The sequence below is a fragment of the Pseudoalteromonas sp. T1lg21 genome (assembly GCF_002964625.1).
Classification (GTDB): domain Bacteria; phylum Pseudomonadota; class Gammaproteobacteria; order Enterobacterales; family Alteromonadaceae; genus Pseudoalteromonas; species Pseudoalteromonas gelatinilytica.
In genome coordinates this window covers 51,698-72,545 of record NZ_PQBX01000065.1, presented here as the reverse complement: position 1 = coordinate 72,545, position 20,848 = coordinate 51,698, and the positions used below count along the sequence as shown (strand labels likewise).

Annotated in this window: 14 protein-coding genes and 1 pseudogene; 7 read left to right on the top strand and 8 right to left on the bottom strand. The window is 42.6% G+C overall.

Features of this window, described 5'->3' with window-relative positions; genetic code table 11:
- The first annotated feature begins 24 nt into the window (after nucleotides 1-24).
- The gene (locus tag C2M25_RS19795) at nucleotides 25-2,067 is read left to right on the top strand and encodes a glycoside hydrolase family 97 protein (protein ID WP_063702403.1); all 2,043 of its coding nucleotides are present in this window, start codon (nucleotides 25-27) and stop codon (nucleotides 2,065-2,067) included.
- Nucleotides 2,068-2,201: 134 nt separating this feature from the next.
- Here the strand turns inward: C2M25_RS19795 and envZ are convergent, their stop codons facing one another.
- Both envZ and ompR read right to left on the bottom strand, forming a co-directional pair.
- Nucleotides 2,202-3,497, bottom strand: coding sequence for a two-component system sensor histidine kinase EnvZ (envZ, locus tag C2M25_RS19790; protein WP_063702405.1), 1,296 nt, complete (start codon nucleotides 3,495-3,497; stop codon nucleotides 2,202-2,204).
- Between the two features lie 5 nt (nucleotides 3,498-3,502).
- Entirely contained in the window at nucleotides 3,503-4,222 is a 720-nt protein-coding gene (gene ompR, locus C2M25_RS19785; protein ID WP_063702407.1) for an osmolarity response regulator transcription factor OmpR, read from the bottom strand.
- A 156-nt stretch (nucleotides 4,223-4,378) separates the two neighbouring features.
- On the opposite strand from ompR, the gene greB reads away from it, so the two are divergent.
- From greB to C2M25_RS19765, 4 genes and pseudogenes are all read left to right on the top strand, one after another.
- Nucleotides 4,379-4,861: a transcription elongation factor GreB gene (greB, locus tag C2M25_RS19780; protein WP_063702409.1), complete on the top strand. Its 483-nt coding sequence runs from the start codon at nucleotides 4,379-4,381 to the stop codon at nucleotides 4,859-4,861.
- 114 nt (nucleotides 4,862-4,975) lie between these two features.
- A complete protein-coding gene (locus tag C2M25_RS19775) occupies nucleotides 4,976-5,281 on the top strand; it encodes a hypothetical protein (RefSeq protein ID WP_063702411.1) in 306 nt (101 codons plus the stop codon).
- 50 nt (nucleotides 5,282-5,331) lie between these two features.
- Nucleotides 5,332-5,913, top strand: a complete 582-nt coding sequence (locus C2M25_RS19770; protein ID WP_063702413.1) for a CBS domain-containing protein — start codon at nucleotides 5,332-5,334, stop codon at nucleotides 5,911-5,913.
- Between the two features lie 135 nt (nucleotides 5,914-6,048).
- Nucleotides 6,049-8,363, top strand: a pseudogene (locus C2M25_RS19765) (Tex family protein).
- 143 nt (nucleotides 8,364-8,506) lie between these two features.
- Here C2M25_RS19765 and C2M25_RS19760 read toward each other — a convergent pair.
- The 5 genes from C2M25_RS19760 to bioH form a co-directional block, all read right to left on the bottom strand.
- The gene (locus C2M25_RS19760) at nucleotides 8,507-13,537 is read right to left on the bottom strand and encodes a S8 family serine peptidase (RefSeq protein ID WP_105181961.1); all 5,031 of its coding nucleotides are present in this window, start codon (nucleotides 13,535-13,537) and stop codon (nucleotides 8,507-8,509) included.
- Between the two features lie 282 nt (nucleotides 13,538-13,819).
- On the bottom strand, nucleotides 13,820-14,551 hold the full coding sequence (locus C2M25_RS19755) for an outer membrane beta-barrel protein (RefSeq protein WP_063702419.1): 732 nt from the start codon (nucleotides 14,549-14,551) through the stop codon (nucleotides 13,820-13,822).
- A gap of 217 nt (nucleotides 14,552-14,768) precedes the next feature.
- On the bottom strand, nucleotides 14,769-15,635 hold the full coding sequence (locus tag C2M25_RS19750; protein ID WP_105174372.1) for a putative metalloprotease CJM1_0395 family protein: 867 nt from the start codon (nucleotides 15,633-15,635) through the stop codon (nucleotides 14,769-14,771).
- A 5-nt stretch (nucleotides 15,636-15,640) separates the two neighbouring features.
- Nucleotides 15,641-15,949, bottom strand: coding sequence for a hypothetical protein (locus C2M25_RS19745; RefSeq protein ID WP_054554434.1), 309 nt, complete (start codon nucleotides 15,947-15,949; stop codon nucleotides 15,641-15,643).
- Nucleotides 15,950-16,050: 101 nt separating this feature from the next.
- Nucleotides 16,051-16,788: a pimeloyl-ACP methyl ester esterase BioH gene (gene bioH, locus C2M25_RS19740; protein WP_063702544.1), complete on the bottom strand. Its 738-nt coding sequence runs from the start codon at nucleotides 16,786-16,788 to the stop codon at nucleotides 16,051-16,053.
- 58 nt (nucleotides 16,789-16,846) lie between these two features.
- On the opposite strand from bioH, the gene C2M25_RS19735 reads away from it, so the two are divergent.
- Complete coding sequence (locus C2M25_RS19735) at nucleotides 16,847-17,563, top strand: ComF family protein (protein ID WP_105181960.1); 717 nt, start codon at nucleotides 16,847-16,849, stop codon at nucleotides 17,561-17,563.
- A gap of 6 nt (nucleotides 17,564-17,569) precedes the next feature.
- Here C2M25_RS19735 and C2M25_RS19730 read toward each other — a convergent pair whose 3' ends face one another.
- Entirely contained in the window at nucleotides 17,570-20,122 is a 2,553-nt protein-coding gene (locus C2M25_RS19730) for a M14 metallopeptidase family protein (protein WP_105181959.1), read from the bottom strand.
- A gap of 144 nt (nucleotides 20,123-20,266) precedes the next feature.
- Here C2M25_RS19730 and nfuA point away from each other — a divergent pair, with 144 nt between their 5' ends.
- Complete coding sequence (gene nfuA / locus C2M25_RS19725; protein WP_063702428.1) at nucleotides 20,267-20,842, top strand: Fe-S biogenesis protein NfuA; 576 nt, start codon at nucleotides 20,267-20,269, stop codon at nucleotides 20,840-20,842.
- The last annotated feature ends 6 nt before the right edge of the window (nucleotides 20,843-20,848 follow it).

Below are 20,848 nucleotides of genomic sequence, written 5' to 3'. Positions count from 1 at the left end.
ACCATAAGCCGCCAAGGAACAACAATGCGATTAACTGCCTTAATGTTAGCAGCCTTTTCAGGTACTTGCCTAGCACAAACCACAACCGTCAGCTCACCTGATGGGCAGATCAAAGTAACCATTTCTGATGAACAACACACACCTAGCTACGAAATCAGCTTTGCAGGTAAACAGGTCATCGCTAACTCAGCGTTAGGCCTTGTTTTTAAACAACAACCAGCAATGAGCGAAGGTTACAAAATTAGCGGCCAAACCACTGATTCTGTAAAAAGTAGCTGGGAGCAACCTTGGGGTGAACGCCAAACGGTAGTTGATAACCATAACGAAGTTGCTGTTACTTTTAAAAAGCCACAACCACAAGGTGGCACGTTCACAGTACGCTTTCGCGCTTTTAATGATGGTGTAGGCTTTCGATACGAATTACCAAAGCAAGCAGGCTATGATGATGTAGAAATCACCAAAGAGCTGACTGAATTCGCTATTACAGACTCATCAGATGCAACAGCATGGTGGATACCTGCGCGTGGTTGGAACCGTTATGAGTATGTTTATAACACCACGCCACTACATAAAGCTGCACTTGTGCACACACCATTTACTTTAAAAAATAAAGAGGGTGTGCATATCAGTATTCACGAAGCTGCCCTTGTTGATTATGCAGGCATGGTATTAAATCAACGCCGTGATGGTACTTTCCAAGCTGATTTAACTCCTTGGTCAGATGGTGTCGCGGTTAAAAAGCACGGCGCATTTAATACTCCTTGGCGTACAATTCAAATTGGCGATGAAGCTGTTGATTTAATCAACTCAGATATCATCTTAAATCTAAACGAACCAAATAAACTGGGCGATGTATCTTGGGTTAAACCGGGTAAATACGTAGGTATTTGGTGGGGTATGCACATCAATGAAAATACTTGGGGTAGCGGTAAAATTCATGGTGCAACCACTGCAAACACAAAATATTACATGGACTTCGCAGCTAAATATGGCTTCGATGGTGTGCTAGTCGAAGGCTGGAATATTGGCTGGGATGGTGACTGGTTCTATAACGGTGATGTTTTTAGCTTTACGCAACCTTATGACGACTTTGATATCGAAGAGCTGACACGTTACGGTAAAGAAAAAGGCGTGCAACTTATTGGTCACCACGAAACGTCGGGCAACGTAACAAACTACCGCAACCAAATGGAAGGCGCATTTGAGTTATATGAAAAATCAAATGTAAGCCAAGTTAAAACAGGTTATGTCGCCGACGGTGGCAACATCAAGCGCATCGATGAAAATGGCATTGTACGCAAAGAGTGGCACGATGGTCAGTTCATGGTAAACGAGTACCTATACAACGTGAAACTTGCTGCTAAACATAAGATTAGTATCAATACGCATGAGCCAGTAAAAGACACCGGTCTACGTCGTACATACCCGAACTGGATTGCCCGTGAAGGTGCTCGTGGCCAAGAGTTTAACGCATGGGGTACACCGCCGAACCCACCTGAGCACATTCCAATGCTTGCTTTCACGCGTATGCTTGCAGGCCCTATGGACTTCACGCCAGGTATTTTTGATATGAGCTTTAACGGTTTAGGTGCCGATACCAACCGTCCGCAAACAACCCTAGCGAAGCAATTAGCGCTATATGTTGTAATGTACAGCCCAATTCAAATGGCCGCAGATTTACCTCGTAACTACTTAGCGAAGCCTGATGCATTCCAGTTTATTCAGGATGTACCGACTGATTGGCAACAAAGTATTGCATTACAAGGCGAAGTTGGCGATTACGTTGTGTTTGCACGTAAAGAACGCAAGCGTGATCAATACTCAGGTAACGACTGGTATTTAGGCGCAGTTACAGACGAAAAAGCCCGCACTTTAGAAGTGAAGTTAGACTTCTTAGATAAAGGTAAAAAGTTTGAAGCGCAAATCTACCGCGACGGTGACAAAGCTGAATGGGTAAATAACCCTTACGACTTAAAAGTAGAAAAACGCATAGTGACTGCTGATGATAAGCTAACGTTAAAGCTTGCCACCAGCGGCGGCACAGCGATTCGTTTTAAAGCAATCTAAGCTAAAAGCTGTAAGTTTTAAGCTTTACGTAAAAAAGAGCGCGGCATTTGATGTCGCGCTTTTTTATGGCAATAAAAAAGCAGCCTACTCGGGCTGCTTGAAACTTATAGCTTAAGGCTTAAAGCTAAATACTTTTAAAACGGTAAATAAATCTGGGCACTGAGGCCACCTTCTGGGCGATTAAGTAGCTGCACTCGGCCGCCGTGCATATCGACAATACGTTTAATTATCGCAAGACCTAAGCCACTGCCTTCACTACCACGTGCCGCATCACCTTGTTTGAACGGTTCAAATACGGTTTCAAGTTCGCTTTCAGGGATCCCCGGGCCGTGATCATTAACCACCACCATGGCAAACTTTTTATTACTGCTCACGCGAGTTTCGACCTCGATATCACCATCTGAATAGCGAATTGCGTTTTCAATCATATTAGTAACAACACGCTTTATTGCTACCATACTCACCGGCACTTCACCTAAGCTTGGGTTTTCTTTGAAGGTAATGGTGCGATTATGCTTTTGCTCAGCCTCAACGACCTCTGAAACAATCGCGTTTAAATCTTCTAACTCAAGTTCTTCACGTTTGTGATGACGTAAGTATTCAATGAATTGGTCGATAATCGCGTTCATGTCTTCAATGTCATGAATGATCCCTTCTCGCAGGTAATCTTCATCGTCCGACATCATTTCAGTGGCTAAGCGAATACGTGTAAGCGGCGTGCGCAAGTCATGAGAAACACCTGCCATTAATAATCGACGGTCGTTCTCAAGGGCAGCAATCCCCCGTGACATTTGGTTAAACGCACGGGTTACTTCAATCACTTCAGTAGAGCCTTGCTCTTCTAGCTTGGTAGAAAAGTCACCCACACCGACTTTAACAGCCGCTTGTTGCAGTGCTTTCAAAGGTCTATTTAGATGACGCGCGAATAACCACCCACCGAGTACACTTAAAAAACCAATACTCGATAAATAGAAGGTTAGAAACTTTAGGTTGTTTTCTTGCAGGCCAGTGAGCGGCACGCGCACCCAATAACCCGGAGCTTGAGGGGCTTCAACCCAATAAACAAGTGGATCGGTCTGACTAATGCGTACCCGAGCAGAACCATTTAGCTCTTTCGACATACTGCGCGACAGCATAGAATACTCGCGAGTTTCAGCAAGCCCCTCACTCATGGCTTGGCGCTGCGTCATCACTTCTATGCCGGTGATCTCAAAAAACTTGTCAGAGGCTTCTTTGCTAACCTCAACCCCCTCTTCCCATTCAATAAACACGGTTTTCACCTGTTTCGATAGGATCAAGTTAACTTGCTCTATGGTGGGTTTAACAACATAAAAACTGACAGTGATATAAGAGACAATTTGATTGATTAACAGCAGGGCCGCAACCAAAAATACCGTTTGTCCAAACGCACTACGTGGAAACATGCCCATTACTGTTATTTTTCACCATCTGGCACAAATACGTAGCCTAAGCCCCATACTGTTTGGATATAACGAGGATTTGCCGCATCCACTTCAATCATACGACGTAAGCGCGATACCTGAACATCAATACTACGCTCTAGCGCACTGTAGTCACGACCACGTGCTAAATTCATTAGCTTGTCGCGACTAAGCGGTTCACGAGGATGTGTTACCAAGGCTTTTAATACTGCAAACTCACCACTGGTTAACGACATTGTTTTGTCACCATGACTCATTTCGCGGGTCGCAAGGTTAAGAGTAAACTCACCAAAGCTAATTTCGTTTTCTTCGGCAGCTGGGGCACCCGGCACTTCTTTAGCACGACGACGTAAAATTGCTTTGATACGCGCGAGTAATTCACGTGGATTGAATGGTTTAGGAATGTAATCATCTGCACCGAGCTCTAAACCAATGATGCGGTCTACTTCATCGCCTTTCGCTGTGAGCATAACAATAGGAATGTCATTTTCTTTTTGACGTAAACGACGGCAAATTGAAAGACCATCTTCACCTGGTAACATTAAATCTAATACAATCAAGTGGAAGTTTTCGCGCTCTAATAAGCGATCCATTTGCTCTGAATTTGCTGCTGTACGAACAATAAAACCTTGTTCTACAAGGTAACGCTCTAGCAAACTGCGTAAGCGCATATCATCATCAACAACCAATACTTTTGTTGTTTCGTGTCCCATAACTTTCATTCTTTTTGTAATATGTTACTTCTTAATATAAATGAAAAAGTTAAGAATAAAAAACGAATTACGCGCTTAGATTGTTACTGAACATTTCAAAATCCCACTCGACAAAGGGTATACTTTGCAGCTGGTTTTCTTTTTTGGCTAAGTAAAATGGCAAAGACAAATTTAATAACCCGTGAAGGGTATCAACAATTACAACAAGAACATGATTACTTATGGCATGAAAAGCGCCCAGAAATTACCAAAATTGTTACTTGGGCGGCAAGCCTGGGCGATCGTTCTGAAAACGCCGATTATCAGTTTAATAAACGTGTTTTACGACAAATCGACCGCCGTGTACGCTATCTTCGTAAACGTATGCCAGATCTTAAAATCATTGATTACAATCCACAGCAAGCGGGTAAAGTTTTCTTTGGCGCTTGGGTCGAAATTGAGAATGAACAAGGTGAAACTAAGCGTTTTCGTATTGTCGGGCCTGACGAAATTTACGAACGTAAAGACTACATTTCTATTGATGCACCGATGGCTCGAGCGCTACTTGGTAAACAGGTGGATGATGACTTTTCGGTGATGACGCCTGAAGGTGCAAAGGAGTGGTTCATCAATGAAATAACGTATCCAGATGCAAAATAATTTTTCCCAGAAAATTCAGAAAGCGTTAATTAGTGATTGTTTAGTCTAAAAATGTGATCTATAACTAAAGGTACTCAAGATAAATCATTACTTGAGGTTTAGAAGGTAGTAACTATGTCAAACGCAATACAACGCATAATAAGTAATGCCATTGTATTCGCACTTTTAATGAGTGTGAGTTTGATATCTTATGCCAGCGACATAGAAAGCCATTCAGACAGTGTTACGCCAACCGCTCATTTTATTGCGTGTGATAGTGCAGAGCCTGCCAACGTAGACACCGACCTCGACAAACATACTGCTGCGTTCATCGCTGATGTAGCCCAACCACTGCCAGATGCACGTGTTGTTTTGTATGTTAATGCTTGTTCTAAGGCGTCTGTTTATAGCGCGCACCAGCGAGGGCCACCTGTTTTTTAATTAACTCAAATTTTTCTATTTCAGTTTTATTAAAATGTATGGTGACCAAAATGAATAATTTCAAAGAATTACGTCTTCAAGATATCTCTAATGGCGCATTATCTAATGCAGTGAATGAAGTTGAGCCAACACTCGATCTCACTTCTCCAGCTTTAAAAGTACTTAACAGCTTTACGCAAAAAGACCCATTACGCGCTCATTACGGCACAACCATTGTTGATGCGTTAAAACAAACGAATAGCTGTTGCTCAGATTTTATTTTAGTTGTTGATAACGAAGATAAACTACTCGGTATTACTTCTAGTGCAGACTTACAAAGCTCAAAAATTATGATTCTTGCGCAGCGTTTAAACTTACATCGTGACGAAATCACCTTGCATGATGTGATGACTCCTCTAGGCAATTTAGCGGGTGTGAGCCTGCAAAGTATCAGCTACGCTTGTATTGGTGATGCGCTACAAACAATGGAGCACCAAGGTATGATGTTCCTACTGGTGACCAGTGCTAAACAAGAAATTTGTGGTTTGATTTCAGCCCGTGAAATCGCTAAAAAATTACATATCCCTGTTAATATCAACCCAATCGCTAATGGCTTTAGCGAAGTATTACAACAGGTAGATCACCCACACTAAGCGTTAAAAACTGCATTGTGTAAGACTATTTTTGCAGGCCTTAAAAGCAGTGCTTTTAAGGCCTTCTTATTGTGATATTATTCAGGCAATTAATCTTCAGTTTTACTGATTTTCTATTTTTAAAAAGGTTTATGCATGAGCAATATCTCTGCACGCTTAGCGACCGAGCTAAATGCCCAGCAATCACAAGTTGTTGCTGCAATCAAATTACTTGATGAAGGTGCCACAGTCCCTTTTATCGCCCGTTATCGTAAAGAAGTGACTGGTGGTCTAGACGACACCCAATTACGTTTACTTGAGCAGCGTCTATCTTATTTACGTGAATTAGAAGAACGCCGCAGCTTTATCCTTGCTACTATCGAAGAGCAAGGTAAGTTAACTGCCGAGCTAAGTGCTGACATTAATAGTGCTGACAGTAAAACTGAGCTTGAAGACTTATATCTGCCTTTCAAACCAAAACGCCGTACGAAAGGACAAGTAGCCATTGAAGCAGGTATTGAACCGCTTGCTGATGCACTATTTAACGACCCTAGCCTCGACCCAGAACAACACGCGACTGATTACATTAACGCAGAGGCAGGCTTTGCTGATACAAAAGCGGTACTCGATGGCGCTAAATTTATTTTGATGGAGCGTTTTGCAGAAGACGCCAAACTACTTGCTAAATTCCGCAGCCACATTGCTCAGCATGGTCAAATTGAAAGCACTGTAATCGCTGGCCAAGAAAATGAAGGGGCTAAGTACCGCGACTACTTTGAGCATCAAGAACCACTGAAAAAAGTACCATCACACCGTGCACTTGCTATGCTGCGTGCTCGTAATGAAGGCGTATTACAACTTAGTATCAACCCTGAGCCAAGTGCTGAAAATCCGGCACAAGTGTGTGCACAAATGATTGCCGATCATTACCGCTTAGATGTTAGCAACTCGGCAGCAAGCAGTTGGTTAATGGGCGTAGTGCAATGGGCATGGAAAATTAAGTTAAGTCTGCATCTTGAGAATGAATTTTTAGGTGCAATGCGTGAAAAAGCAGAAACCGGCGCCATTGATGTTTTTGCGAAGAACTTAAAAGATTTATTAATGGCTGCACCTGCAGGTCCACGCACTACGTTAGCCTTGATCCTGGTTTACGTACTGGTTGTAAAATTGCCGTTGTTGACAGCACAGGTAAGCTATTAACAACACAAACTATTTTCCCGCATGCACCGCAAAACCACTGGGAAAAATCACTTCGTACTTTAGAACAACTATGCCGCCAGCATAAAGTTGAGCTAATCGCTATTGGTAATGGTACGGCTTCACGTGAATCTGACAAGTTAGTTGCAGAGCTGATCAAAGCGAACAGTGAGCTTAAGCTAAATAAAATTATGGTTAGTGAAGCCGGTGCATCTGTTTATTCAGCGTCTGAGTTTGCAGCTAATGAATTCCCAAACCTTGATGTTTCACTACGTGGCGCAGTATCTATTGCGCGTCGCCTTCAAGATCCACTTGCTGAGCTGGTAAAAATTGAGCCTAAATCAATCGGTGTAGGTCAGTATCAGCACGATGTATCGCAAAGCCAACTTGGTCAAACGCTAACATCAGTCGTTGAAGACTGTGTAAACTCAGTGGGTGTAGACTTAAATATGGCGTCGGTACCACTATTGACTCGCGTATCTGGCTTAAACAAAACATTAGCGCAAAATATTGTTAGCTACCGTGATGCGAATGGCTCATTTAGCAAACGCTCTGAACTTAAAAAAGTTGAACGCTTAGGTCCAAAAGCCTTTGAACAAGCGGCCGGTTTCTTACGTATCAGCACAGGCTCAGATCCTCTCGATAACTCGTCAGTTCACCCTGAAGCCTACCCTGTTGTTAAGCGTATCTGCGAGAAGAACAGCTTAGATGTAAATAGCCTAATTGGTAATTCTGACATTCTAAACAAGCTCGTTGCGAACGATTACACAGACGAAAAGTTTGGTTTACCAACCGTTACCGATATTATCAAAGAGCTTGATAAGCCGGGTCGTGACCCGCGCCCTGAGTTTAAAACAGCTGAGTTTAAGGCCGGTGTTGAAACCATTAACGACCTAAAACCAGGTATGATTTTAGAAGGTGTCGTGTCTAACGTTGCTAACTTTGGTGCCTTCGTTGATGTGGGCGTACACCAAGACGGGTTAGTGCATATTTCTGCAATTACTAACAAGTTTATCTCTGATCCGCGTGAAGTGGTTAAAGCTGGCGATATTGTTAAAGTAAAAGTCGTTGAGGTAGATGCTGCGCGTAAACGTATTAGCTTTACCATGCGTTTAGACGATGATGTTGATACCAGCAACAAAGCCACACCCGCTAGCAAACCTAAGCCGGCTGCTAAAGCGAAAAGTGCACCTAAGCAAAAACGCGAATTTGGCAATGTTGCCATGGGTAATGCCTTTGCAGATGCATTTGCCAATGCAAAAGTGAAAAAATAATACCAGTTCAATTAATCAAACTGGTATCAATCGATAATAAAAAACCGCGTGAGTGTAAACTTACGCGGTTTTTTATTTGTATAACAACTTACTTAATCAAATACGTTGCTATGAAAGGCTCATGAGCTGAGCCTTTATCGCTATTACTTACGACGACGAAGTGCAAGTAATGGCAGTAGTAACACTATAAAGTGACCTAATGAGCCGCTTGAAGAGCTCTTAGCTTTCGCTTCAGTTTCTGGTGTTACTTGTGAAGCGTATTCACAGCTACCATCATCTTCATTCGCTGTCGCATCATAGTTAGATGCTGCAGTATCAGTACAACCAAGCTCTACACCATCAGATTCAACCATAAGTAAGAACTCTTTACTTACTTTGTCTGCTGGGTTTGCTTTATCTTGCACTGTGACAGTCACCATTGTTTCACCATGGAAATGTGCATCAGGGATTAGGTTAAACGACATTCCGTCAACTTCAGCCGTTACATTCTCACCCGTTACCACTAATTCATTTGGCGACTGATCTGCATCAACAACCATCACATCAACACCATCGATACGGCCATTTTCAGCTACCGTCATATCAGCAATGTCGCTCATTTTCAGGTTGCTTTGCACACCGATAGAGTGCATTAACGACCCACCTTCTTGGCTACCAAGTTGGTAATCAAGAGTGATATCTTGCACTGAACCTTTCGCATCAGGCATAACCGTAGCAGTAAAGTTAAACTCAACTTCACTTTGCTCTGGGCCGACATAATCAAAACAGATCACTAAGTCATCTTGTAAGATCTTGCCAAGGTCGTCATAACCAATCACATTGCTTAATGCACCCTCTTTAAAGCCAGCCGTTGTTGAATAAACACTATCGCCACCTTCAATAAAGATGGTTCCTTCGTCAACACCAGCGCCTAGGTTATCGTAAGCAAAGATAGCTTCGAACATACCTTCATGGTCATCAATACCACTACGCAAAATCACTTCGTAGTCGAACGTGTCACCGGTATTTTTATCAGTCACATTATCGAATTCCATGAATACGAGATCACCTAAGTCAGGACGCTCTTCTTTGTATTGAGAAGCAATCGTTAGGCCTGTTGGATCGGTCGGATGGCGAAGGTTTTCGATTTCAAACGAACCACGCCAGAATGGTGCCAATGCTTCAACTAAGAAACCAGGACCACGGTGCGCACTCATCATCCACCAGATAGGTGTGAACTGCATTGCTCCTGTTGGGTGTAAACGTACTTCGTTATTATTTACTTGATTGTAAATTTCAAACTTCGCACCATTTTTATAGAATAACCAATCGATTGGAACATCAAAGAACACATTTGAACCACCTTCATACCAAGCAGCTTCAGGTTGAATGCGGAAATCACCCCATAAATCGATATATCCTCCTGTCGAGAATTCATCAATCATTGGCGTTTTACACATTTCGTTAGTGATGTTGTTGGTTACCACATAATCACGTTGTACGTTACGTGTTGCGTCTTGTGTACCTTGAATTGTCAGGGTATTGCCTTCAACGATTAACGAAGCAGCCACCGACTCATTATTTGAAGTTAGTGTTTGTGGCCAAACTTGCATGCCCTCAGGAATCGTCAATGACAATGAATAGTCACGCGCTTTTGATTCATAGTTGGCTTTAAGTTTTACATTAACGTTAACTAGGTCCATAGCCCGAGCCGTGTCTTGGTCAACATTTAGTGTGAGTGCTTCGGCATCACGCTTTAAGTTAACCGATGTAAAACCGAGGGTGCCTTCAGCACCTTCAGCATTACCTAATGCAAAGCCGCCATAGTAAACATCATTCGGTTGCGCTTCAGGTAGGTCCCAATTTACCGCAATTTCATAGTTACCATTGCCGCTGTGCTGCTGTGGCGCTGATACACTGAATTCACCGGTATTTTGCTCTTTAACAATCGCATAATGTGTAACGGTTTGATAACCAACATCACGTAAACCTGCTAGAGCTGCGGTCGCAAACCAATATTTACCAGGCTTAGGATCGATAATGTTACAGTAGTTATCTTCAACACTACTTGAAGAGTAACAAATCATCTCTTCATTAAGTGCTTTGATCAGTGCTGTAGAATCTTCCGAAATCTCTTCATCAGACACCATGAATGAGCCACTTTCATTAGCATCATAACCCACTATTAAGTGTGCTTTTTTCATTTGCCAACGAGGTTCAACAAGGTCTGCCAAATCTGTAGTTTGTTCGGTAGATGCAACTTTAACCATTAAGCGTTTTGTACCTTCTGGTACTTCAAACGATTGAATATCCCACGCTTTTTCAACGCGGTCTTTCGTCACGTAAGGTGCAACACCTAAGATATTTGCAGTAACTTCAGTTGGTTTTACAAGACCATAATAAGTCGGCGTAAACTCACTGTAGCTATCGGTATTAACAACGAATGATTCTGATGCACTGGCACGTGCCATATCGATATCAACCATAGTTGGTAGCTCATCAATAACATTCTTAGCAACCAATGTGAAATGAGCGTCTGGTAAGTCGCCGTCAGTGTTCTTAAATAGCACTTTGCCGTTGAACCAAGCATCTTTATTTAAGATGTTATCCCAAGGCGCACCCTCTTCAACGGGATCAAGTTTAGACTCGATGATATTTGGCAACTTCATAGTAACCATTACATCTTGTGTCTCCCCTGCTTTCAGCGTGAAGTTACTTGGTGTTACGCTAACTTCTACACCAAAGCTTTCGTCTTCACCCTCAACAGCCCAACCATAAGCAGTTGCATCCCAAGTACCATCTTTTGTTGCCTTTACAGTACGCATCCATGAACATTCAAGCTCACAGTCTTTGTTCACTAAAGAAGGTAAATTCAACCACTCAACTAAACCACCGTTACGAGGGTTAGCATTATGGTAGTTTTCAATAGTCTCATCCATGATAAGACCTGCATTTGCAGCTTGTGCTACGTCAATTGCACCGCCACCAGCCATAAAGTTGTAATATGGGTCAATTAAAGTCACACCGTTAGAAATACGTACTTTATTTGCAGTCATCATTAGTGCTGATTGAATTTCTGCTGGCGTCCAATCTGGGTGCATTTGCATCAATAGCGTCATTGCGCCGGTAACATGTGGCGTAGCCATTGAGGTACCGCTCATGAAAGTCCAATCTGATGCACTTGGGTAAGCTGTAAATGGTTGGTCATCAGCATTCGCAGCATAAATATCAACACCCGGTGCAGTCACGTCCGGAACAAGGTTATTGATGTAATAACTTGGTCCCATAGAACTAAAGATAGCAAGCTGATTACCCGCTTCTGCATCAAATGAATAGTTATTTTCTGGCTCGCCAATCGTCGCAATAGCAGCACCACCAGGATTAGCATTCACCCAGTTACGAATTGTGTAACGAGCACTTGCTGGTAAGTGAATACCCGGGATCACGTAGTTATCAGCAACAATACTCTCTGCCGAACTAATGTTTTGTAAAATGAAGCCACCTGCTCCACCTGCAGCAACGTTCTTGGCTTTATCAACACGCGCAATGTCACCACGTAAACATACTACAATTTGGTCAGCCGTAAACGTGCCTGCAGGGAAAGGTGCGTTACAGCTTGCAGCATCGTAACCATCACTTTCATTAGGGTCGTCGTATTTTTCAGCAAGAACAACTTCGCCAGTAATACCGCCAGAGAAACTCTTACCTGTGTACTCACCAGCATAAGGCGTGCGAGTGCCTTGGAAGTTATTAATGGTTTTAACACCTAAATCCATCACGCGGTCATGGGTTGATGCACCAACAGTGGTTACCCAAGGTGATGTATGATCCGCTGAAATATAATAAGGACCCGAGTTACCCGCTGCCGCTGCCACTGAAATGCCCGCTTCGCGCGCACTTAAGAAAGCCATTTCCATTGGATCTTCCCATGGGAAGCTTTCGCTACCACCAATTGAGAAGTTAATAGCATCGACACCATCTTCAATCGCATCTTCAAATGCAGATAAAATTGCTGATTCAGGACAGCCTGAGTATAGATCGCCAGAACGGCCAGCATAACAAACTTGGTACGAAATGATATGCGCACGCGGTGCCACACCGCTGGTGCTTTCAAACGTGAATGGTAAGTTTTCACCATCACTGACTTTCTCACCGGTTGCAGCTTGAAGTGGCGTGTTTTCTATGTAGTTACCCGCCGTGCTACTCGCTGTGTGAGAGCCGTGACCATTGTAATCTTCACCATTTTCAGCACGACGATCAGCTCGGGCAAATTGATAATCCGCATTCATCGCTGTGACTTCTGGATAAGAGCGAACACCAATCAGCTTGTCATTACATAGCTCAGGTTCTTCTTCACAGTCACCTAAAAAGTTACCGGCACCTAATGGATTTTTTTTGCTGTACTCTTCGTCGCTTGCAAATGCCGGGTGGTCTGTATTGATACCAGTATCAATAATACCGACAACCATACCTTCACCTTTAACACCAACCGATGAAGCAGGTGTTGAACCCTGCCATAATTGGTCTGCGCCAATAAACTCAGGACCGCGGTCTGTGCGTAATTCAAAAATACGGTTAGGAGTAATACGCTTTACGCCTGATTGCGTCGCAAGAAGCTCTGCATCAGCTTGTGTCATTTCAACAACAACCGCGTTATTTGCAAGGGTAAATTGCTTTTTAATCGCAATATTGGCACCCATTGCACGCGCCTTACTTAATACTGTTGATTGACGCTGTTTTAAAAAGCTTTGATACGCGCGCACGCTTTGCGAAGCTGTATCAATGCGCTCTTTTACCATTAAAGAACGTGACTCTGTAATGGCTGTAGCGCTGAAGCCTTGAATATCACCTTGATAACTTGCTACAGGTTCATCATGCATTTGTACAATGTATGTTTGAATACCTGTCACCCCATCTTGAGGTTGAAAAACATGTTCCGGCTGCTGACTTTGGTAATGCTGATTTAAGCGCTGAGCACTCCCCTTTAATAAGCTTGGATGATCTTCGATTTGTTTTTCTTGTTGATAATTCGCGATATCTTCCGCTGTAAATGTTGGCTGATAAAAGCCTTTATCTGACACTTTGTTAAAGCCTGGCTCTGCCGCAGCATAGCCTGTAGCACCGACGTACAATGCTGTAAGTACGGCAACTGAGCTTTTCTTCAAGTGTGTGATTTTCTTATTGCAAGGTTGCATATGATTCCCACTGATTTAATTCTAAACAGCTCATAAATTACTTGAGCTGACACACTAAATTATTTAGCAGGCAAACATATACAGAGGGGGTTTTGCATGGTCAAACCGAGTCGTACACAGTTAGGATACAAAATTAACAGCAAATAAACATAAGAGTGTTAATAACAAACGCTTTGCGGGATATTTATACAAAATGTAGCATTTTGTAGAGAATGCGATTACAGAAACAAAAAATGGGGAAGGGAAAGCAGCTAGAGAAAAACTTCTCTAGCCGCTAACTAGTTAGAAATTGTAACGAACTGCCAGTGAGATATCTGAGTAATCATTTGCATCACGATAGCTTGCGCTGACAAGCCAAGCTGGCGTGAAGGCATAGTTTGCACCTACATGAAATACTGCATTATTTTCGCTCTCTTCATCATGTAAACGCTCGTAGCCAACGCCTCCATTGATCTCAAATGAATCAGTTAATAAGTGCCTGATTTGTACGTTAGCAGATAAAATATCTGCAGTTTCTGAATCTGAGTAGCTATCTGAGTAACTTTCAAGTACATAATCTTGATATGTTTCTTCCACTGAAAAACTTGAATCCACCTCAAATTTAAGCTGACCAATTTTTGCTGAGAAATCAAGGTTAGTGCGATCAGAAAGAGAGTAGATATAGCCTAGGCCTAGCTCAAAGCGAGTAATATCAAGGTCGACTTTGCCTAAATATGAAATTTGAGATTCACCAATCAAATTGCCAAATGAATCATAGACGTTATAGCCATCGTAGTAGCTTGATTCTTTATCGTCATCCGAAGCTGTTGAGTAGTGTCCTAATACAAACCAATTCTCAGCAAATTGCTTACTAAAATTAATACCAATACCTGAAAGAGAAAAATCGTTTAGCTCATCAATTTCTGTCTTTTTATATCCAGCTTCAACATAGTCATAGCTTAATGGTGAAGTGTTTTCTGCCATTACTGTTGTCGAGGCAAGTGATAATGCGCAAGCAAGAAGAGTGTATTTCATTGTTTAATCATCCTAATTATAAATCGGGCACAATCTACCAAAGCGAAGACAAACCCACAATAGAAACAACATTCATTTTTGTAGGCTAAATGTAAGAAATTGTTATAAAAATTCGATTAAAAACTTAATTAACTGAGCTATTTTGAGGTAATAAAACCTCGTTAAGAATAGGTTTAACCCACTAAATGATGAATTATTAATGTGAATTAGTATGGGCTTAAATAAAAGCAGAGAACTGATTTTGATTAGCAGGAGAGGTTGCTGCTTGATAAAAATTAGCGATACGTGCGGCGCGCTCATCGACTTCTACATCACGCTTTGCTGTTTTTGTTTCGCTACTTTGAGCTGCGCTATCTTCAGCATACTCATTATGAATTTTAAATGTTGATTTGCCTGAATCAGCATCGTCATCATCAGATTGATTGGCAAGCTCAGCCTGCGCTGCAACGAGTTTTTGTGTGGCATCTGCGGCAATAGAGCGATCTGCACCTGATGGTTCTTCAGGGGCGAGCGCTGCTGCACGCACTGTTTTCATTTTTTCGATTGTGGCTTGCGGGTCACCGTTGATTTCAGCAACATCAATTTGTACCTCGCCGCCCACAGCATAGTTTGTACCATCAGGGCCGCGCTGATACTCATAGCTTGGTGAGCCAGCATATTGCCCCCCGACTGTTGCATGCGCTTGTTCATGAATACGCACTTCGGTATCGCGGGCTTTTAGCTCTTTAATTTGCTCAGCGTCTTGTTGCTCTTGCTCAGCAACCTTTTGCTCTTTTTGCTGTTCTTGCTTAGCTTCTTGTTGCTCTTGTTCTGATTGCTCAGGCTCGCCTTGCTCGCTACCTTGTTGGCGTTCTTCAATCACTTTGTCTTCAGCAAGACGACCTTTAGCATCATAAGTACCCGCATCAGTACCTGGTTGTTTTGCTTTATCACCATCACTCAGCGTTTTATTTTCAGCGTTACTTGGCTTAGCAGCAGCAGGTGGCGGGATCACTTCACGTAACTGATTATCACGGCGAGCACTTTCGGTGTGCACATTCGCCGTGTTGATATTAATCGAAGGAAACGGAGTGACGATATTCATAAGTACTAAACTTTGATATCAATTAAGGTACCGAGCACTTCATCAGCAGTCTGAATCGTGTTGATATTAGCTTTGGCATTAAACTCTTCAACTTTTAAATTAACAAGCGACTCATCGATTGGGGCAGGTTGTGAAACTGGCGGAGTTACAGCTTCATTTGGTGTTGCCGCTTGTAATTGGCGTTGTTGAGCTAATTGGGCATCATCTTGCTGATCAATTGAGGCACGGCTAATCTCAGCGCTTGCCTTTTCGATACCTTGGCTTGCACGGTTATAACCTTCTACCGCATTATTAAAAACAGAACTGATTGGCATAACACCCTCCAACAGTGAGATCTACTCGTTAAGTATCGCTCATAAAACGAGCAAAATAAAGCTAAATCCCACGATTTTTCTGGCCTCTCAGAGAGGCAGGCTTAACACATTGATTTCAGTGCTGATATAAATGCCGCTTTATGAGAAATAAAAGGCGCATGTGACGCCTTATCTAAAACCTCATATTCAAACTGAGGCTGTAAGGCATGCATTTTTTCAATCGCACGATAAGGAACTAATGAATCTAAGCGCCCAAAAATACCTCTTACTGGCACGGTAAGTTTCGCGAAAAGCTCACGTAAATCATCTTGCTGTAAAATATCTAAACCTGCACTTAGAGCTTGCTCTTGTGGTGCAGGGTATTGGTTTAAAAGTGCTTTAAGTTGCTTAATATCATCCCGAGCTGATTCACTGCCCATTGCTTGTATCGCCAAAAACCGTTCTATCGTTTTTTCTCTATGGCTAACCAGCTGATCTTTAAATGCGTTCAATACGTCAGGTTTGATACCCGGCCATTCGTTGGTTTGGGCAAAAAATGGGGTTGAGGCGACCAACACAACCTTTGCTACTTTGTCAGGCCAATGTGCTGCAATATACAAGGCAAAAAGCCCCCCTAACGACCAGCCAACAAGAATAGACTGATCATTGAGCTGTGTACTTAGTTGCTCAGCTGCAGCATGCAAAGTGTAAGGTGTGGGAATTGACTGCGCATTACCAAAACCAGGTAAATCAAGGCAACGGACTTCACCATCATGAAAAAACTCAAGCTCAGGTTTGATCACTTGCCAAACCCCTTGGTTCATTCCCCAGCCATGTAATAACACCATATCATTTTGCATATTTTGTATTTCCCAACCACACTTAGCGCTCATAATAGCGTTTAAAGGAATGAATGCAATGTCTCGCTTCTCTCATGCCTTAAAACTAGGACTAGAGGCACTATTCCCCAACTTTTGCATTAGCTGCCAAAATCACATACAAGCTAATCAAGCTTTGTGTCAGCATTGTTTAGATGACCTTAATTTATTTGACCTTACACGCCACCCAAACCTGTTACACAGGCCAGATATCTGTGATGCATTTCCTGATAGCCAATTTGATCATTTAATTGCCTGTGCGTGGTATCAAGCACCCTTTAAACTTTGGCTCAAGCAATTGAAATTTAACGACCAGCAGTTTTTTCGTGTGGCACTTACACAAGTGATAGACAAACAGTTGCAAATAGCTCGTCAGGTTAATGTAACTTGGCCCGATCTTTTTATTGTGCTGCCACTACATAATCAGCGCTTTTTAGCACGCGGCTTTAATCAGGTCAGTCAAACTTGGTTACCTGTTTTAAAAAGCCAGCAATGTAGTGTGAGCGCTGCTCTTTTCAAGCAAAAAGCAACCAAAGCGCAATCACAGTTAAGTAAAGCGAAAAGAGTTAAAAACCTACAAAATGCGTTTGTTTGTCAGCAAGATTTAACGGGAAAAACGGTGGCAATTATTGATGATGTGATGACCTCTGGCGCAACCTTAAATGCTGCGACAGAAGCCATAAAAAATGCAGGAGCTAAGCAAGTATGGGCAATGCTCACTTGCCTAACAGGGTTAGGCAAACTGCATTATGATTAATTATTATTATTTATCACCAGAGGCATGAAACGCATTACCAAAAAATAAGGCATTGCTCAGTAATCGGCTCGTGCCATACCAGTAACCACGGAACACTGGGTTATCAGTCATACCTATCACGCTGCCTTTGCCATATGAATGCGCAATGAGACCTGCCGCACCGGCGACTTGCTCTACGTTTACGTCATCAGTAAAGCCAGCTAAAAGCGGTTTATCTGTGTAAGTAAGTACGTTAACAAATGGGGCATCTGACTTCTCAAGTAGCCAAGTGCTATTCTTAAACACAGGTAATGTATTACGATTCAGCGAATAGGTAAGAGGATGAGATAAATCCACTGAGGTATTAAAAATAGCCCCTGCAATACGTTGACGGCCTGCTAAGTCATCTTTATCGGCATAGCTAAGCCCTGTTGTATCAAAGGCACTGGCTACATCACGGCGAGATAAGTAATTAGCTTTTAGTAGCTGCTGATCAGCTAAGAACTTCGCCCCCCCTTTGTGCCCCCAAATAACGCCGCCTTTACGAACCCACGACTTAATAGCCACTTTCGTTGCATCATCAAGACGGTTGTAATTACCGTGCGCAAGAATGATATGACTGTAGTTTTCAAGGTCGATACCATCTAAGCGGTTCATTTCGATAATGCTTGGCGCTGTACCAACAAAGCGATCTAAGTAGTACCATACCTCACCAAGCTCATACTGGCTGGTACCTTCACCACCCACGAGTAACACTTTTGGTGCTTTTACTACGGCCATTGAACGAGAACCTAAATCGGCACCTTTCACCGTTAAGCCTGAGCTAATGGGTGTAATTTCAATACCAAATTCATTTTGTGCTTGGTTTAAATAACTCACCCAGTTGCTGTCAGTTTGCAGACCCGCAGGAAGCAAAATACTGCCAGCTGCAAAAGCAATCTCACCTGATGGTGTTTTTGCTGTCAGCGGGCTTAACGCCACGCGCGCTTTAACGCCTTGTTCGAGTAAACTATTTAGCATTTTTGGCGCGAGATAATCATCCCACTTAAATGCGTACGCATAGCTTTGCGGTAATGCTGCAAAGCTTGATTTAACACTTTGCTGCCAAGGCATTTTGGCAAGATTTAAGCCCCAATTGCTGCTTACTTTTGCAAATTCTAGATTGAAGGCATGAGCTAGTGTCCAGCCCGATACATCATAAAACGTGTTATCAACAAAGCGCTGTTGCTCACTGAAAATCGCTTTAATTAAACGAAATTGAGGCTGTGCTAATGGCACATAATAGCTCTGTTCAGAAAAGCTTTGACCATTTACTTTTAATGGCTCTTCTAACATATACGCATTGATTTGATGTTGCTTCAATAAATCAAGGAAGTACTGCATACGGCTGTGATCCGCACCGCCTTTAATAACATATCCTTTAAAGTCTTCATCACCGGCAAGATCAACCGCTTTGTTGTAAAATTTTGCTTGATAATCCAGTAAGTCTGTACGGTTATCAATCGCCGCTTGGAACGTCGATAGGCTAGTTAATAACTGATTTTTAATCGTAAACGGGAAGCTTAGCGGTCCGTTGATCGTTTCTTGTAAGTGACCACGCGAGCTCGCTTGTTCAAATAAAATACCTACACCGCCATTTACGTCTGGGTAAGTTGAGCCCTTACCATAGTAAAAGTCATCAAAGCTTTCTTCAGTAAAATAAAGCGCATTGTGCTCATCAAGTGTTTTCGCATGATAGTTTGCAATTGCTTTGGTTAGCGTGACATTTTCTTCAGGTGTGATTGGGTGCTTGCGAGTTGGGATCCCCGGCTGGAAGAAAAACGTGCTATTAGGGCCCATTTCATGGAAGTCTGTTAGGATATTTGGCTTCCATTGATGAAATTGAGCAATACGTGCGCGTGATTCAGGGTGCTGTAACAACAACCAGTCACGGTTTAAGTCAAACAAATAATGGTTAGTACGGCTGCTCGGCCAACTTTCAATATGCTCGCGAGTTTCTGGATCTGACGATAACTTCATACCACGGTTGCTGTTAGCCCAATTAGCAAAACGCGCCAAGCCGTCTGGGTTTAGTGATGGGTCGAGTAAAATAACCGTGTTGTTAAGTAAGGCATCGATTTCTGGCCCCTGTGCTGCAGCAAGGTAATAAGCAACGAGTAATGATGCATTGCTACCTGATGATTCATTACCATGCACACTATAGCCCATCCATACAACCGCAGGCTGTTTGCTTGAGTCACTCGCCCCACCATTTAAGCGAGCTAAGTGCGCCTTGCGAATTTGCTCCACTTGACCCAGCTTATCTGGCGCTGTGATAGTTAACATCACCAGTGGGCGCTGCTCATGAGTACGACCAATCACTTTAAAGTTCATTCGGTCGCTTTTTTCGGCCAAAATTTGCATATATTGCACAAGCTGATCGTGACGTACATGCCACTCACCTACTTCGTAACCTAACACCTGTTCAGGGGTTGGAATACTTGGGTCAAATTTCACATCTTGTTCAAAGTAATAAGAAAGAGGTTTTGCTAATGCGCTAACGCTCACTAGCATGGTTAATATTGTTATTATTAAACGCATAGATAGCACCCGTAATTATTTGATGTTTTAACGCTACCATTCGATAAAATAGATGCAACTTTTTACGCTCAACACTGGCGACAACACGATGAGCGGAGTATGATAGGCAGTATCCGAGTAATTTAGTCAAGTATAGTCCGTTTTATGATCTCTATTTCTGAATCTGCACAATCTCATTTTGCTAAACTTTTAGCAGACCAAGCTGAACAAACGAACATCCGTGTGTTTGTAGTAAACCCAGGTACTTCGCAGGCTGAGTGTGGTGTTTCTTACTGCCCAGAAGACGCCGTTGAAGCGACTGATATTCGTCTACCATTTAATGGTTTTGATGCCATTGTTGATGCAGAAAGCGCCCCTTTCTTAGAAGAAGCTGAAATCGATTTTGTAACAGACAAAATGGGTACTCAGTTAACGCTTAAAGCGCCAAACGCAAAAGCACGCAAATTAAGCGACGATGCATCACTACAAGAGCGTGTACAACACATGCTTGAAACAGAAGTGAACCCACAGCTTGCAAACCACGGCGGCCAAGTTAGCCTAGTAGAAATTACAGCTGACGGTATCGCGGTACTGCAATTTGGTGGTGGTTGTAACGGTTGTTCAATGATTGATGTCACGCTTAAAGAAGGCATCGAAAAAGAAATGATCGCCAAGTTTGATGAAATCAATGGTGTAAGAGACATTACTGATCACCAATCTGGTGAGCACTCTTACTACTAACGGTAT